The sequence below is a fragment of the Nocardioides sp. PD653-B2 genome (assembly GCF_002117935.1).
Classification (GTDB): Bacteria; Actinomycetota; Actinomycetes; order Propionibacteriales; family Nocardioidaceae; genus Nocardioides.
Map to the genome: position 1 here is coordinate 85385 of NZ_BDJE01000032.1, position 14278 is coordinate 99662.

Consider the following 14278-nt stretch of genomic DNA (forward strand, 5'->3'; position numbering starts at 1 on the left):
GGACTTGCCCTGATCTTCCGATGCGCGCAGTCCGACTGCGGCAACGCCCGAGGAGGCACCGATGTCTGACCCGACCACCGAGAGTGACCAGACGCAGGTCTGGTTCCCGGACGATCAGCACGGCTACTCGATCGCCCTGTGTGTCTGCACGGGCGGGGCGTATCTCGGGGCGAGGCCGATGGGCACGCCGTGCTGCTGTGAGCGCTGCGGCCGACTCACCCGCGAGCAGTGGGACTTCCTCGTGGAGCACGTCACCGCCAACCTGCGGATGCGGTACGAAGCGTCTCAAGCCGCGCTCGGCGACCTGCTCAGCGAGCACCGCGTCATGGTCGAGGCCGTCGAGGCGGTAGCCAATGACTGGCACTGCGACGACCCCGGCTGCGACCGCGAGGGCGGGGACCTCATCCGCGCCGCCCTGGTCTATCGGCCCGCCGAGTGTCGTTGGTGCCCGCCCGGCTGCAAGTCCTGCGAGCCCGACGACTGCGAGTGCTACACCCACCAGGACGACCCCGACAAAGCGACCGCGTCGTGCGGGTTCCACGCCTGGGGCGCGGACGACCGCTGCGTCACCTGTGGCGACCCGCGCAGTAGGCCCGCCGAGGGTGGTGACGACCGTGGCTGAGAACGCCGACAGTGAGTTGAAGCCGCTCACCTACTCAGCCATCGAGGCGGTGCTGCCCGACGGGTGGCAGATCGAGGCGGAAGACGAGGGCGGTCAGCCCAACGGCTCTGGCGAGATCGAGGAGAGCAACTACCGCGAGTGGTTCAGTCCCGAGCGCGAGACTCACCACCGGACCGTAATCACACTCACGGGGCCGTGGCTGGACGGCCCCACCGAGCACGCGATGCGAGCGCAGGAGAGCGCGGACCGGGAACGTGCCCGCACAGCTGACGCAGAGCGAGCGGAATACGAGCGCCTCCGGGCGAAGTACGAGCCGCAGACCACCGCTTTCGGGTGCGGCTGCGACTGCCATCGTCCTGGGATCGGCATGACCATGAGCCACGTCGCGCCATGCTGCTCCCCCGCTGGCGGTGCATCGTGAGTTACGCAGGCTTATGCGACGGGACACCTCTCCCCGAGCCGAAGTCGAAGCCGTCGATGGACGTGCTCCTCGACTGCGGACACACGGTGACCGCCGTGCCCTACTGGAGCAGCGATCCGCTGTACGGCGGGTGGAGGCCACCGGCCTATGCGTGGTGCACCACGGACTGCAAGACGGTCCACGTCAGGTGCCGTGCCGAAAAGCCGCGCAGTAGGCCCGGTCTGGGCGCCGAGGCAGGTGGCCCCCAGTGAACCTCCGCGACCTCCTCCAACCCGTCCCCCAGCCACCCCCGCCGCCGCTCCTCGACCGCCTCACCCACGGCCTGCGGTGCAACAACCGCGTCCGCGTCACCAACCGCGTCCGCGCCTGCTCCGTCTGCGGCGACATGAGGACCCTCCGATGAACCGACTCCGCACCCTCCTCAACCGGCTCCTCGGCGACCCCTGCCAGGGCTGCAACCAACGCGTCTACCCCCGCGACGCCGTACGCCACTACGCCAACGACTGCCCGGCGGTGAACCGATGACCACCCTCCCCGGCCTCGGCGGCCGCATCGCCATCCGCGTCCACGGCACCCCCATTCCCCAGGGATCCAAGCGCATCGGCCGACACGGCAAGCGGGCCGTCATCCTCGACAACAACGACGACGTCCTCGACCCCTGGCGCAAGCACGTGAAGGCCCAGGCCGCCGACGCCTGCCGCTACCACGACACCATCACCGGCCCCGTCCGCGTCTGGGTCCGATTCACCTTCACCCGGCCGCCCTCGCACTACCGCAGCGGCCGCAACTCTTACCTGCTCACCACCGCGGCACCCGCCTACCCGGGCCGATCGTGCGGTGACGTCGACAAGCTGCAGCGCGCCATCTTCGACGCCCTCACCGACGCCGAGGTCTGGGCCGACGACACCCAGGTCGTCGACGTCCGCGCACGCAAGTTCTACGCCGGCGAGGACGAGCTCGCGCTCGACCGTGCCGGCGTCGACATCATCCTCGAGCCCCTGAAGCCCCCGGCCGAGGAGGACTGATGCGCGACCACGGCTACGCCCGGTACCGACTCGACGGCTGCCGCTGCTACACCTGCAGCTGGGCCCGCGCGCAGTACGACGACCGCAGGAACATGCTCATCCTGTCCGGCAACTGGCAGCCCTTCGTCCCCATCGAGGAGACCCAGCACCGGATCGCCGACCTCAAGGCCCTCGGCCTCGGCGACCGCTCGATCGCACGCCTCGCTGGCCTCCAGCGCAAGACCATCCGCGACATCACCGACGGCATCCGCCACGACGGCACCCGCGGCAACCGGCCCCTCACCAAGATCCGCGCCGAGACTGCGGCCGCGATCGCCGCCATCGCCTTCGACCCGCTCCTCGCGCCCGGGGAGACTCGCATCGACGCCACCCTGACCTGGGACCGGATCCACGCCCTCATCCGCGCCGGCTACACCCGGACATGGATCGCCCGAGAGCTCGGCTCGACGTCGAAGACCCCCGCACTCCAGCTGGACGAGCAGCGCATCAGCGCGAACAACGCCCGGGCGGTCCGCGACCTCGTGCTCCGCGTCGGGATCAAACCAGGACCGTCTGCCAGGGCCCGACGCGAGGGTGAGGCCAACGACTGGCCACTCATCGACGACTTTCTCCCCGCGCGCAACGTCTCGACAGCTCCCCGCAACCGTCACGTGGTCTCGGCCGCAGAAATCCTCGCCCGCGTTGAGGCCGCCGGCGAGCACCTCGAGGAGGAGTCAGCATGATCTCCGCCCACGACCTCACCATCGTCGCAGACCTGTCCTACCGCCAGGTCGACTACTGGACCCGCGCCGGCTACCTCCGCACCATCGACGACCCCCAGCCCGGGTCTGGCTACCAGCGCACCTACGACGACGACCAGATCGCCCTCGCCGTCCAGATGTCCCGCCTCACCAAGGCCGGCATCCCCCAACCACGCGCCCACGAGGTCGCGCTCGACCTCCTGCTCTACGGACGCGCCGACCTCGGCGGGTACGTCCTGCAACCCATCCACGAAGCCAGCCTCACCGCCGGCCCCCTCCCCGACCTCGTACGCCACATCAACCAGGAAGCAGGAGCAGCATGACCGAGAAGAACGCCTACAACGCCAAGATCCGCGGCAAGGGCCTCGAGAACACCGGTGTCACCGAGGACCTCGCACGGACGATGTACAACACCCTTGAGCGGTCAACGCTCGCGATCGTCCGCCTCACCCACAAACGCCAGATCAACGACGCCGACGCCGGGCGCACCGTCGAACTCAGCATCGACATGCTCGAACCCTCCACCTCGGCCGAGCTCGACGACTACCTGCTCAACCTCTGCAAGACGCTCCACCAGAACCGGACCCTCAAGTCCGAGGACGCCCAGCTGCAGATCGACACCATCGACGACCTCGAGCCCACCGTCGAGCAGGTCATCCAGGCCGGCCAGCAGCACATCGCCCAGACCGACGACGAGCTGCCGGTCGACAGCGATGCCATCGCGGACGAGATCGACCAGGCGTACGACCAGGAGACCTCGGACGATGACGCCGAGGCCGACCTCGCGCCCGACGAGGAGCCCTGGGAGTACGACCAGCCCGAGGGCACCACCAAACCGGCCAGCACCATCAGCAGCCCCTTCTCAACCACCGACGACGAGCTGCCGGTCGACAGCGATGCCATCGCGGACGAGATCGACCAGGCGTACGACCAGGAGACCTCGGACGATGACGCCGAGGCCGACCTCGCGCCCGACGAGGAGCCCTGGGAGTACGACCAGCCCGAGGGCACCACCAAACCGGCCAGCACCATCAGCAGCCCCTTCTCAACCACCGGCGACGACGCCGCCTGAGACCGCGCCCGGGGAGCACGGCACCGGAGCCGCCGTCGCATGCCGCCGCGGCGGGCCGCCTCCCCGGGCGCACCCCAGACCACCACGCCACACCACCGGTCGGGAGGGACCCCCAAGTGACCCAGGACGGACCACCACCCCGTCACCTACAACCCGTCGAACCACCCGACGACGACGACCACACCTACGGCCGCCAACCACCCCAAGACCAGGCGGCCGAACAGTCCTGCCTCGGCGCCATGCTCATCTCCACCGACGCCATCGACCAGGTCACCGCCGTCCTGTACCCCTCCGACTACTACCGCCCCGCCCACGAACAGATCCACGACGCCATCGTCGACCTCCACCACCGCGGCGACCCCGTCGACATGGTCACCGTCGCCGCCGAACTCGCCCGACACACCGACCACCGCGGCCGCACCCGCCTCGAGCAAGTCGGAGGCCACGCCTACCTCCACACCCTCGCCGCCGAAGTCCCCATCGCCGCCAACGCCACCCACTACGCCAACCTCGTCCGCGACAAAGCCCGCCTCCGCGCCCTCGTCGACGACGGCACCAAGCTCGTCCAACTCGGCTACGCCGGCGACCTCGACAAAGCCGAACGGTTCCTCGGCGACGCCGTCGACCACATCACCGAAACCGCCATGCGGTTCGGCGCCACCACCACCAGCAGCACCGGATTCCGCGACCTCTCCTGGATCCTCACCGGCCAAGCCCCCGTCATCCCCCCACCCGTCTGGGTCCACCACGAAGCCGGCCACGGCCTCTTCTACGACGGCAAGGTCAACGGCGTCTTCGGAGACCCCGAGACCGCGAAGACCTGGCTCGCCCAGTGCGCCATCGTCGAAGCCCTCAACGCCGGCGGCACCGCCGCCATGGTCGACGTCGACCACAACGGCGAGAACCACACCGCCGCCCGCCTCCTCCTCCTCGGCGCCCGCCCCGAACACCTCGCCAACCCCGAGAAGTTCCGCTACTACGACCCCCAAGACGGCGACCAGCTCCGCCACGACATCACCGAGATCACCACCCGCCGACCCAACGTCGTCCTCATCGACTCCCTCGGCGAAATCTTCCCCATGCTCGGCCTCAACACCAACGACGGCGACGAGATCACCGGCGGCCTCCGCCTCATCTCCAAACCCGCCGACGTCGGCTCCTGCGTCATCTTCATCGACCACCTCCCCAAGTCCACCGAAGCCCGCGCCACCGGGTTCGCCATCGGCTCCATCGCCAAGAAACGCGCCATCCGCGGCTCCTACATCCGCGCCGAAGAGTCCACCAAGCCCGCACCCGGCCAGGTCGGCAAGATCAACCTCTTCATCGAGAAAGACACCTCCGGCGAGCTCCGCCGCGCCGTCCCAGGCGGGAAGTACCTCGGCAAGTTCGTCCTCGACTCCACCCAACCCCACATCACCACCTGGAAGGTCGTCCGCGACGACGCCCCCACCGGACCCAGCGGCCAGAAGCGCTACACCCGCGTCATGGAACGCATCAGCCGGTTCGTCGAAGACAACGACCAGTGCACCGGCCGCGACATCCGCGAAGCCATCGGCGGCCGCCCCGAGATCGTCGCCAAGGCCCTCAAGACCCTCCTCGACGAGGACTTCATCAGCGTCCACAAGGGCGCCGGCCGATCCCACCGCCACCACGCCATCGCCCAGTACCGAGAGGCCGAGGATGACAATGCACAACCCGACGACTGACACCCCGATGAGTGGTTCCCTCAGTGGTTCCCCCAGTGGTTCCCAAACCACCCACCGGGCACCGGCGAGTCGAGTGGTTCCCCGTTCCCCCTCTCCTTCGGAGGGGAACCACTCAGCGAGCCACCCCCGACTGGTTCCCCCGGAACCACACATCGACCGGGAACCACCCACGATTCTGACCGTCGACTGGTCGTCTTCTGGGTCACGTGTAGGGGCCCGCTGATGCCGATCCGACCCGAGAACCGCGACCGTTACCCGACCGACTGGCCGGCCATTTCCGAGCGGATCCGCTTCGACCGCGCCGGCGGTCGGTGCGAGTGCCGCGGCGAGTGTGGTCGACCGCTGCTGCATCTCGACGTGGACGACCGCTGCCGAAACGTGCACGGACAGCCGGCGTACGGGACCGGATCGAAGGTCGTCCTGACCACGGCGCATCTCGACCACACGCCGGAGCACTGCGCCGACGACAACCTCAAGGCGATGTGCCAGGGCTGCCACCTGCACTACGACCGCGGTCACCACGCCGAGACCAGGGCGGCCACGCGGCGGGCCGAGGCTGCTGCCCTGGCCGGCCTGTTCGACCTTGAGGTGCACCGATGACCGATCTGCACGACATGATCGGCGAGCTCACCCGCTCCCACCGACACCGCGAGGTCTACACCACCGACCCCATCCACGGCACCCGGTGGACCAGGTTCCACAACACCCGCGTCCCGTCCCTGCTCGCCCAGCTCGAAGCCGCCTCACCCTCCGGCGAAGGCGGCGCCCGCGGCGGCGCCGGGTTCGAGTCCCGGCCGGCCGCACGGGTCGAAGCGCTCGACGTGCTCGTCACCATCGACCGCGAAGCCTCGAGGTGGGTGCGAATGCTCGGCCAGGACGACCCCGGCTACACCGACCGGTGCCTCACGCTCCTGGCCAGCCTGCTGCCGCAGGTGGTCCGCTGCGACCTGCCCCGCGGCCGCGGGACCTGCTGCACCTGGCACATGGTCGAGCACGACGTACGGTCCTGGTGGACCCAAGCCCGGATCGTCACCGGATGGGACACCCCCGCCTGGCGGCCCGACGTCACCTGCCCGAACTGCACCACCCGCGGGAGCCTGCGGATCCGGCTCGAGGAGCGGTGCGGGATGTGTGTCGAGTGCCGCGACTCCTGGGACCCCTCGTCGTACCAGGTGCTGGCCGACCACGTCCGCACCGAGTCCATGGCCAAGCTCGGGCAGCGGTCGGAGCCGTGCGGGTGCCCGCTGCCGCGGCCGTGGACCGACCTGGCGGTGCTGTGCCCGAAGTGCGGGAACGCGTCGTGCCACCGGGCGACCACCGTGCTGCAGCTGGTCGCGGTCGACATCCTCGAGGGCGCCACGTCCGGGCTGCTCGTGGAGCGGTACGGGCTGACCCGGGCGACCGCGGTGCGCCTGATCCAGCAGGTTCGATACCAGGAGGCATCATGAGTGGCAGCGCGTACGGTGCGGGTGCGCCGTCCTACGAGAGCGTCGAACTGCAGCGGTCGGCGATCAAGGGTCGCCTCAAGGTCGCTGTAGGGATCCGGGACCAGGCCGCCGACGCGGGTGACGAGAAGCGGCGTGCTCGATGGTCGGAGGTCGTCGACGAGCTACTCGAGCGACTCACCGAGGTTCAGGGACGGTCCGGCCCACCGGCCTAGTCCGTTCGGGTGGTTCCCGTGGGGCCGACTTGACGCACGATGCCAGCGAGGCGCAAGGTACCTCCGACGGGTGAAGTGTCTCTAGACGAGGCCACACCCGTTCGTCATGTCCAGCCGAGGCCAGGCGCCCGGCTCACCCCATCTGCGAGGTGATCGGGCATGGCCGCACCCCGCAAGGTCACCGACACCCACCGCCAGCGCCTCGCCGACCTCCACGGTCGTGGCTTCGGCCGCAACGCCATCGCCCGCGAGCTCGGCCTCGGCGTCGGCACCATCACCCTGATGGCCCAAGAGGCCGGCCTGTCGTTCGAACGCGGCCCAGGGGTGAAGGCCGCGACCGCGGCGCGGAAGGCCGACGCCGCCGCGCTGCGATCCGAGCTCGAGCTGCAGCTCCTCGAGGACGCCCAGAAGCTCCGCGCCCAGGTGTGGCAGGAGCACGAGTACCGCGACTACGGCGGCAAGGACTTCGTCCTGCGGAAGTGGACCCAGGACGAGCCGACCCCGGTCGACAAGCTGAAGCTGATGCAGGCCGCCGGCATCGCCCTGGACCGGGCGGTGAAGCTCGGCGAGCTCGACAAGGCCGACGAGGTCGACGCCGCCAGGTCCATGCTCGGGCGCCTGCTCGAGCAGATGCAGGTCGTGGCCGGCGAGTACGACGAGGCCGCGGCGTCGTGAGGATCGTGCTGCGAGTCCTCGGCATCGAACTGATGCACCTCGAGGTCGCCACCGATGACGACCAGCCCGACGACAAGGCCCGTGACCTGTCCGGTGGGACGACGTCGTCGACAACGGTCGGGTTCGAGATCCGTCCGCCGGCGCCGCTCGAGGTGGAGATCCCGGACCGATGAGCCTGCTCCCGTCGCTGTCGCAGCTGGTCCTTTCCCCCAAGCAGGTCCAGTCGATCGCGTGGGCGACCGCCCGCGTGAACCTCTGGCAGGGCTCCATCCGGTCCGGGAAGACCATAGGGTCCCTGGTCCGGTGGCTGCAGTTCGTCGCAACCGCACCGCACGGCGGCGAGCTGGTCATGATCGGCCGCACCCGCGAGGCCATCGCCCGCAACGTCTTCGGCCCGCTCCTCGACCCGTCGCTCTTCGGCGCCCTGACCGGGCTGATCAAGTACACCGCCGGCGCACCGACCGCGACCATCCTCGGCCGCCGGATCCACGTCATCGGCGCCTCCGACGCCTCCGCGGTCAAGGTCATCCAGGGCCTCACCGTCGCCGGGGCGTACGTCGACGAGGCGTCCCTGCTCGCCGAGGCGTTCTGGACGATGCTCCTCGGCCGGATGAGCGTGCCGGGCGCGCAGCTCTTCGCCACCACCAACCCCGACGGGCCGGCGCACTGGCTCAAGCGGCAGGTCGTCGACCGGGCTGCCGAGCTCGGCTACCGGGTGTTCCGGTTCCGCCTCGACGACAACGCCTGGCTCACCGTCAACAACCCGGAGTACGTCGCGCAGATCAAGCGCGAGTACGTCGGGCTCTGGTACCGCCGGTTCATCTTGGGGGAGTGGGTCCAGGCCGAGGGCGCGGTCTACGACATGTGGGACCCCCGCCGGCACGTCGTACGGCGCGACGCGATCCCGTCCATGGAGCGGGTCCTCAGCCTGGGCGTCGACCACGGCACGACCAACCCGACACGGGGCCTGCTGGTCGGCCTGGCCGAGCGGAAGCTGTGGATCCTCGACGAGTGGTCGCCGCCGACCGGGCAGACCGACGGCGCGCAGTCACAGCTGATGCGCACCTGGCTCGGCCAGCTGGAGCCGGAGCCGCGGCGCAAGCCGGAGTGGGTGTACGTCGACCCGGCGGCCGCGTCGTTCAAGATGCAGCTGTTCCACGACGGGATGACGAACGTCGCGAACGCTCACAACGACGTGCTGGCCGGGATCCGCACCGTGGCCAGCCTGCTCGGGACGGATCGGCTGCAGGTGTCCGAGGACTGCACGAACCTGATCGAGCAGATCCCGGGGTACGCCTGGGACCCGAAGGCCACCGAGAAGGGCGAGGACAAGCCACTGAAGGTCGCCGACCACGAGGTCGACGCGCTGCGGTACGGCGTCCACTCGCCGCGGGTGCTGTGGCGCTCGTCCATCCCGACCACGACCGCTGACGACCACGCTCCTGGGGCCGATGCCCACGACGACGCCCCGAGGGAGGCCGCATGAGCAAGCCGTACGCCAGGGTGCCGTCACACGCCGACGTCGAGTACGTCGACGGGAAGCTGCGGGTGGCCGCGGGGATCATCCACCGCGCTGCGGAGCGAGGTGAGCGCAAGGAGGGCTGGCTCAAGACGGTCGACGAGCTGCTCGACCGCCGCCTCGAGCTGATGGGAGCCTGACGTGCCGCTCCCCACGGGTGGACCCGGCTCCAAGTGGCCCCCGGCGCAGCTCGACGACATCACCGCGAAGCACGCCGAGTGGGACGCCTGGTACGTGGGCGAGGTCGGCGGCCTCGAGCGGCTCTACCAGCGCCAGACCGTCGGCGCCCTGAACCGGCCCAGCCAGTTCCGCGGCGGGGTCACCGGCGCGCTGGCCCGGTTCTGGTGGGGCCGGCCCGTCCCGAACACCGGCCAGGGCCCCTACGAGGACAAGTTCCACGTCCCGATCGCCTCCGACCTTTGCCAGGCCTCCGCCGACATCCTCTTCGCCCAGCCGCCGTCGCTGGTCCACGGTGAGAAGCGCATCCAGTCCGAGCTCGACCGGGCCGTCGAGGAAGGCCTGGTCAAGCAGCTCGCGACGTCCGGTGAGATCGGCGCCGCGCTGGGCGACGTGTACCTCCGGGTCACCTGGGACGTCTCGATCTCGGACCGGTCGTTCATCACCGCGGTGCACGCCGACGCCGCGATCCCCGAGTTCCGCTGGGGCCGACTCGTCGCGGTCACGTTCTGGCGCCAGCTCCGCGACGCCGACGGCCAGGTGCTGCGTCACCTCGAGCGCCACGAGCTCGACGGCAACGGGATCGGCGTGATCTACCACGGTCTCTACCAGGGCACGACCGACTACCTCGGCACCCTGGTCCCGCTGACCGAGCACCCCTCGACCGAGGGCCTGCCGGTGAACGCTGACGGGTTCATCTCGACCGAGTCCAAGGGACTCGCGGTCGTGCACTGGCCGAACAAGACCCCACAGCGCAGGTGGCGCCAGCACGAGGTCGGTGCGCACCTCGGCCGGTCAGACCTCGACGGTGTCGAGGGCGCGATGGACAAGCTCGACATGGTCTACAGCTCCTGGATGCGCGACATCCGGCTCGCCAAGGGCCGGCTAATCGTGCCGGCGTTCATGCTCGAGAACAACGGTCCCGGACTGGGTGCGTCGTTCGACACCGAGCAGGACGTCTACACGCCGGTGAACGCGCCCCCGCGCGAGGACGGCGCGTCCCAGATCACCCCGCAGCAGTTCGACATCCGAACCGCCGACCACCTCGCGACGTGCCAGGAGATCATCGAGATCATCCTCCGGAGCTCGGGGTACTCCAAGCAGCTGTTCGGCGAGGAGGACGGCGTGGCCATGACGGCCACCGAGGTGTCCTCGAAGGACCGCCGCTCCACGCTGACCCGCAACCGGAAGATCCGCGAGGTGCAGCCGGCGCTCGTCCAACTGCTCACCAAGAAGCTCGCGGTCGACGCCGCGATCTTCCACACCGGGGTCTCACCGGACGCCCCGGTCGTGGAGTTCCCGGAAGCCGGCCAGGCGACCTCCGAGCAGCTCGCCCAGACGACGAACTACCTCTTCCAGGCGCAGGCGGCGTCGGTGAAGACGAGGGTCGCGATGATGCACCCCGACTGGGACGAGAAGCAGATCGCGGCCGAGTCCGCGCTGGTGCTCGAGGAGTTCTCGGTCGCGGTGCCGGACCCGACCGGGTTTGAGCCGGCCGGACCTGGCGCCGGCGACCAGGGCGACGAAGGTGTCGACCAGTCCTGACGACGGCGCGGCCTACGCCGGTCGCGTCTCTGCGCTGATCGAGGACCTGGAGCTGCAGCTGCTCCGCGCGATCGCCGCCGAACTGCGGGCCGGGTCGGACGCGACGTGGGAGCAGACGGCGCTGGCCGGTCTGCAGCGGTGGCGCCAGGCAGCGGCTCGTGGTGTCGCCGGCGCCGAGCAGGGGCTCCTCCAGGTCATCCTCGAGGTCATGCTCGCCGCCCGCGATGACGGCGTGACGTCGGCAGCCGCGGACCTCAACGAGGCCGGGATCAGCCGGGGGCGGCCGCGCCCGGCCGGCGCCACCGTGCGCCAGGCCGAGCAGCTCGCGGCGCAGGTGATGGCCACGCTCCAGCAGACACCGCGGCTCCTGACCTCGGTCTACCAGCAGGCGGTCACCGCCGGCGCCGGTGAGGTGCTCGGCGGGAAGGTCACCCGGCTGCAGGCCGCGCAGCATGTGCTCGACCGGCTCCTGGTCCGCGGGATCACTGGATTCCGCGACAGCTCGGGCCGCAACTGGGCGCTGACGTCGTACGTCGAGATGGCGGTCCGCACGGCGACTGGGCACGCGGCCATCGACGGACACACGCAGACCCTGGAGGCGGCTGGGATGGACCTGGTGGTCGTCTCGGACAGCCCGCGGGAGTGTCCGGGGTGCCGGCCGTGGGAGGGCAAGGTGCTGTCCCTGTCGGGGCGGGTCGGGACGACGCTGGTGCCATCGGCCACCGGGTTGCAGGCGGTGCGGGTCGAGGTCGCGGGGTCGCTGTCCCGGGCCCGGTCGGCGGGCCTGTTCCACCCGAACTGCACGCACCGCCTCACCGGCCTGATCCCGGGTGTCTCTCGGCCGCGGCCGGTGGCGGATCCCGCTGGGTACGCCGCGAAGCAGCGTCAGCGCGACCTGGAGCGGCACGTGCGGGAGTGGAAGCGCCGCGAGGCGGTCGCCCTCGACGACGGGGCGGCCGCGCGGGCCCGCGCGAAGACCAGGGAGTGGCAGCGCGCGCTGCGCGAGCACGTCGACGCGAACGGTCTGAAGCGGCTGCGTCGCCGCGAGCAGATCGGCGTCGCGACCTAGATCCTCGGCCGCTGGGCCCGCGGGTACGTGGAGCGGCCACAGCCGGCGCAGCCACGGTGCTCAGCGCGCGCAACCGCCCCGGGAGGGAGGGGGCGCCGCGGCTGCGGTCCGGTCCACCAAGTTCTCCCCGTCGTTCGGGCGGGGTCAGTTCGGCCAGGCGCCGAGCTCCACCACCGCGGCCAGGCGCCGCAGAAGGGCACCACCATGCAGACCACCAGTCAGGGAAACCCGTTCACCGACCGTCTCACCGCCGACCAGCGTGCCGTGCTCGAGAGCATCCGCTCCCGGTCGATCGACCGCTTCGGCTTCGACGCTTTCCGCATGGAGGGCGACGGGGACGGGGGTGACGGTTCGGGGGACGGCGACCAGGGTGGCGACGGGAGTGACTCCGGCGCCACCGACGACGGCAAGAAGGGGGACCAGCAGGACGCTGGCGACCAGAAGACCGACGACAAGGACGCCGCCGAGGGCAAGGTCGAGGACCTCCCCGACTGGGCGCAACGGATCATCCGCGACACCCGCGCAGACGCCGCGAAGGCCCGCACCGAGGGCAAGCAGAAGGCGGCCCAGGAGGCCGAGAACGCCGTCGTCCAGCGCCTCGGCAAGGCGCTCGGGCTCATCAAGGACGGCGACAAGGACAAGGTCGACCCGGCTGAGCTCGCGAAGCAGGCCGAGGCCGCCCAGAGCAAGGCCCGCCAGGCGCAGGTCGAGCTCGCGCTCTACCGGTCGGCCAGCAAGAACAACGCTGACCCCGACCTCCTCGCCGCGGTGCTCACCCACCAGGGGAAGCTCGCGGACCTGGACATCTCGGACGAGAAGTTCCAGGACAAGGTCGACGCCATCGTCAAGAAGGCCGTCGACGACAACCCCAAGCTCGCGGCGACCCAGGCGGCCGGCTCGAGCTCCGCAGATCACGCCGGCGGGTCCGGCAGTGGCGGAGGCAAGCCCAAGTCCCTCGAAGAGGCCATCGCCGGCCGCATGAGCTAGGCGAGGCACCACTACCTGACCCAGGAGCAGAACCATGACCGTGACCCTCGCCCAGGCGAAGCTCAATGCGACCGACGACGTCGACGTCCAGATCATCGACGAGTTCCAGAAGTCGAACGACATCCTCAACCGGATCACGTTCGACGACGTCGTGTCCGGTGCCGGCAACGGCGCCACCCTCACCTACTCGTACACCCGCCAGCTGACCCAGCGTGGTGCCGCGTTCCGCGCGATCAACAGCGAGTACACCCCGACGCAGGCCACCAAGGTCCGCGCCTCGGTCGACCTCGTCCCGCTCGGTGGCTCGTTCCAGATCGACCGAGTCCTCAACCGCGTTGCCCAGGCCGCGGAGACCGCGTTCCAGATGCGCGAGCTCCTCAAGGGCTCGTCGGCGAAGTTCTCCGACTCGTTCTTCAACGGCGACACCGCCGTCGACGCCAACGGCTTCGACGGCCTGAACAAGATCCTCACCGGCACGACCACCGAGTACCTGCCGCTGGCCAACGGCACCACCGCCGGCTACCGCGACTGGACCGGGGTCGACACCAAGGCCGAGGCCATCGCGGAGATCGAGGAGATCGACAACTGGCTGTCGCTCCTCGACGGCCCCCCGGACGCCATCTACGGCCCGAAGAAGGTGCTGTCGAAGTTCAAGCGGCTCGCCATGTGGGCCGACCAGTACGAGAAGACCACCGACGCCTTCGGCCGTCCGATCAACACGTACAACGGCATCCCGCTGATCGACCCGCTCACCAAGGACGGGTCGAACACCGACATCCTCGCCCTGGCCACCCGGGACACGGACGCCGGCGGCGCGGGCGGCAACATCACCAACCTCGGTGACCTGTACGCCGTGCGGTTCGCGCTCGACGGCGTCCACGGCGTCGCCATGTCCGACGGCCCGCTCGTCCGGAACTGGCTCCCGGACTTCTCCACCGCCGGCGCGGTGAAGACCGGTGAGGCCGAGATGGGCCCCGTCGCGGTGGTCATGAAGAAGACGAAGTCCGCGGGCGTCTTCCGCAACATCAAGGTCGCCTGACCCCGACCCGTCACTCCCCGC

Annotated in this window: 19 protein-coding genes; all 19 read left to right on the forward strand. The window is 70.1% G+C overall.

The features are described from left to right. The first annotated feature begins 61 nt into the window (after positions 1 to 61). The 19 genes from PD653B2_RS14190 (at position 62) to PD653B2_RS14265 (ending at position 14257) form a co-directional block, all read left to right on the forward strand. Positions 62 to 622, forward strand: a complete 561-nt coding sequence (locus PD653B2_RS14190; protein WP_085873036.1) for a hypothetical protein — start codon at positions 62 to 64, stop codon at positions 620 to 622. Further along, positions 615 to 1043, forward strand: a complete 429-nt coding sequence (locus PD653B2_RS14195) for a hypothetical protein (RefSeq protein WP_085894353.1) — start codon at positions 615 to 617, stop codon at positions 1041 to 1043. The genes PD653B2_RS14190 and PD653B2_RS14195 overlap by 8 nt, the downstream gene beginning before the upstream one ends. A gap of 399 nt (positions 1044 to 1442) precedes the next feature. Beyond that, on the forward strand, positions 1443 to 1568 hold the full coding sequence (locus PD653B2_RS25890; RefSeq protein ID WP_278247520.1) for a hypothetical protein: 126 nt from the start codon (positions 1443 to 1445) through the stop codon (positions 1566 to 1568). Further along, positions 1565 to 2068, forward strand: coding sequence for a RusA family crossover junction endodeoxyribonuclease (locus PD653B2_RS14200; RefSeq protein WP_085873038.1), 504 nt, complete (start codon positions 1565 to 1567; stop codon positions 2066 to 2068). The genes PD653B2_RS25890 and PD653B2_RS14200 overlap by 4 nt, the downstream gene beginning before the upstream one ends. Further along, a complete protein-coding gene (locus PD653B2_RS14205) occupies positions 2068 to 2790 on the forward strand; it encodes a hypothetical protein (RefSeq protein WP_085873039.1) in 723 nt (240 codons plus the stop codon). The genes PD653B2_RS14200 and PD653B2_RS14205 overlap by 1 nt, the downstream gene beginning before the upstream one ends. Then, positions 2787 to 3131: a MerR family transcriptional regulator gene (locus PD653B2_RS14210; RefSeq protein ID WP_085873040.1), complete on the forward strand. Its 345-nt coding sequence runs from the start codon at positions 2787 to 2789 to the stop codon at positions 3129 to 3131. The genes PD653B2_RS14205 and PD653B2_RS14210 overlap by 4 nt, the downstream gene beginning before the upstream one ends. After that, positions 3128 to 3880, forward strand: a complete 753-nt coding sequence (locus tag PD653B2_RS14215; protein ID WP_085873041.1) for a hypothetical protein — start codon at positions 3128 to 3130, stop codon at positions 3878 to 3880. The genes PD653B2_RS14210 and PD653B2_RS14215 overlap by 4 nt, the downstream gene beginning before the upstream one ends. 116 nt (positions 3881 to 3996) lie before the next feature. Continuing rightward, positions 3997 to 5586: a DnaB-like helicase N-terminal domain-containing protein gene (locus PD653B2_RS24440; protein WP_085873042.1), complete on the forward strand. Its 1590-nt coding sequence runs from the start codon at positions 3997 to 3999 to the stop codon at positions 5584 to 5586. A gap of 222 nt (positions 5587 to 5808) precedes the next feature. Continuing rightward, positions 5809 to 6186, forward strand: a complete 378-nt coding sequence (locus PD653B2_RS14225; RefSeq protein ID WP_085873043.1) for a hypothetical protein — start codon at positions 5809 to 5811, stop codon at positions 6184 to 6186. Further along, a complete protein-coding gene (locus PD653B2_RS14230; RefSeq protein ID WP_085873044.1) occupies positions 6183 to 7034 on the forward strand; it encodes a DUF7341 domain-containing protein in 852 nt (283 codons plus the stop codon). The genes PD653B2_RS14225 and PD653B2_RS14230 overlap by 4 nt, the downstream gene beginning before the upstream one ends. Beyond that, positions 7031 to 7246 (forward strand): hypothetical protein, encoded by a 216-nt coding sequence (locus PD653B2_RS14235; RefSeq protein ID WP_085873045.1) that lies wholly within the window; start codon positions 7031 to 7033, stop codon positions 7244 to 7246. The genes PD653B2_RS14230 and PD653B2_RS14235 overlap by 4 nt, the downstream gene beginning before the upstream one ends. A gap of 159 nt (positions 7247 to 7405) precedes the next feature. Then, positions 7406 to 7921, forward strand: a complete 516-nt coding sequence (locus PD653B2_RS14240) for a hypothetical protein (RefSeq protein ID WP_085873046.1) — start codon at positions 7406 to 7408, stop codon at positions 7919 to 7921. Beyond that, positions 7918 to 8094, forward strand: coding sequence for a hypothetical protein (locus PD653B2_RS25010; RefSeq protein WP_165763482.1), 177 nt, complete (start codon positions 7918 to 7920; stop codon positions 8092 to 8094). The genes PD653B2_RS14240 and PD653B2_RS25010 overlap by 4 nt, the downstream gene beginning before the upstream one ends. Then, the gene (locus PD653B2_RS14245) at positions 8091 to 9407 is read left to right on the forward strand and encodes a PBSX family phage terminase large subunit (protein WP_085873047.1); all 1317 of its coding nucleotides are present in this window, start codon (positions 8091 to 8093) and stop codon (positions 9405 to 9407) included. The genes PD653B2_RS25010 and PD653B2_RS14245 overlap by 4 nt, the downstream gene beginning before the upstream one ends. Next, the gene (locus tag PD653B2_RS25015) at positions 9404 to 9580 is read left to right on the forward strand and encodes a hypothetical protein (protein ID WP_165763483.1); all 177 of its coding nucleotides are present in this window, start codon (positions 9404 to 9406) and stop codon (positions 9578 to 9580) included. The genes PD653B2_RS14245 and PD653B2_RS25015 overlap by 4 nt, the downstream gene beginning before the upstream one ends. A gap of 1 nt (position 9581) precedes the next feature. Next, the gene (locus PD653B2_RS14250; RefSeq protein WP_085873048.1) at positions 9582 to 11162 is read left to right on the forward strand and encodes a hypothetical protein; all 1581 of its coding nucleotides are present in this window, start codon (positions 9582 to 9584) and stop codon (positions 11160 to 11162) included. Further along, positions 11146 to 12231 (forward strand): phage minor capsid protein, encoded by a 1086-nt coding sequence (locus tag PD653B2_RS14255; RefSeq protein ID WP_165763484.1) that lies wholly within the window; start codon positions 11146 to 11148, stop codon positions 12229 to 12231. Before PD653B2_RS14250 ends, PD653B2_RS14255 begins: the two co-directional genes overlap by 17 nt. 204 nt (positions 12232 to 12435) lie before the next feature. Then, on the forward strand, positions 12436 to 13218 hold the full coding sequence (locus PD653B2_RS14260; RefSeq protein ID WP_085873050.1) for a hypothetical protein: 783 nt from the start codon (positions 12436 to 12438) through the stop codon (positions 13216 to 13218). Positions 13219 to 13252: 34 nt separating this feature from the next. Continuing rightward, positions 13253 to 14257 carry a major capsid protein gene (locus PD653B2_RS14265; RefSeq protein WP_085873051.1) on the forward strand — a complete coding sequence of 335 codons (1005 nt, stop codon included), beginning with the start codon at positions 13253 to 13255 and terminating at the stop codon, positions 14255 to 14257. Positions 14258 to 14278: the final 21 nt, after the last annotated feature.

What these genes read in the sequence shown, in the direction of transcription:
- PD653B2_RS14260 (WP_085873050.1), top strand. Translation starts at nt 12,436, where the DNA reads ATGCAGACCACCAGTCAGGGAAACCCGTTCACCGACCGTCTCACCGCC.
- PD653B2_RS14210 (WP_085873040.1), top strand. Translation starts at nt 2,787, where the DNA reads ATGATCTCCGCCCACGACCTCACCATCGTCGCAGACCTGTCCTACCGC.
- PD653B2_RS14225 (WP_085873043.1), top strand. Translation starts at nt 5,809, where the DNA reads ATGCCGATCCGACCCGAGAACCGCGACCGTTACCCGACCGACTGGCCG.
- PD653B2_RS14245 (WP_085873047.1), top strand. Translation starts at nt 8,091, where the DNA reads ATGAGCCTGCTCCCGTCGCTGTCGCAGCTGGTCCTTTCCCCCAAGCAG.
- PD653B2_RS25015 (WP_165763483.1), top strand. Translation starts at nt 9,404, where the DNA reads ATGAGCAAGCCGTACGCCAGGGTGCCGTCACACGCCGACGTCGAGTAC.
- PD653B2_RS14235 (WP_085873045.1), top strand. Translation starts at nt 7,031, where the DNA reads ATGAGTGGCAGCGCGTACGGTGCGGGTGCGCCGTCCTACGAGAGCGTC.
- PD653B2_RS14230 (WP_085873044.1), top strand. Translation starts at nt 6,183, where the DNA reads ATGACCGATCTGCACGACATGATCGGCGAGCTCACCCGCTCCCACCGA.
- PD653B2_RS14215 (WP_085873041.1), top strand. Translation starts at nt 3,128, where the DNA reads ATGACCGAGAAGAACGCCTACAACGCCAAGATCCGCGGCAAGGGCCTC.
- PD653B2_RS25890 (WP_278247520.1), top strand. Translation starts at nt 1,443, where the DNA reads ATGAACCGACTCCGCACCCTCCTCAACCGGCTCCTCGGCGACCCCTGC.
- PD653B2_RS14265 (WP_085873051.1), top strand. Translation starts at nt 13,253, where the DNA reads ATGACCGTGACCCTCGCCCAGGCGAAGCTCAATGCGACCGACGACGTC.
- PD653B2_RS14205 (WP_085873039.1), top strand. Translation starts at nt 2,068, where the DNA reads ATGCGCGACCACGGCTACGCCCGGTACCGACTCGACGGCTGCCGCTGC.
- PD653B2_RS14200 (WP_085873038.1), top strand. Translation starts at nt 1,565, where the DNA reads ATGACCACCCTCCCCGGCCTCGGCGGCCGCATCGCCATCCGCGTCCAC.
- PD653B2_RS14190 (WP_085873036.1), top strand. Translation starts at nt 62, where the DNA reads ATGTCTGACCCGACCACCGAGAGTGACCAGACGCAGGTCTGGTTCCCG.
- PD653B2_RS14240 (WP_085873046.1), top strand. Translation starts at nt 7,406, where the DNA reads ATGGCCGCACCCCGCAAGGTCACCGACACCCACCGCCAGCGCCTCGCC.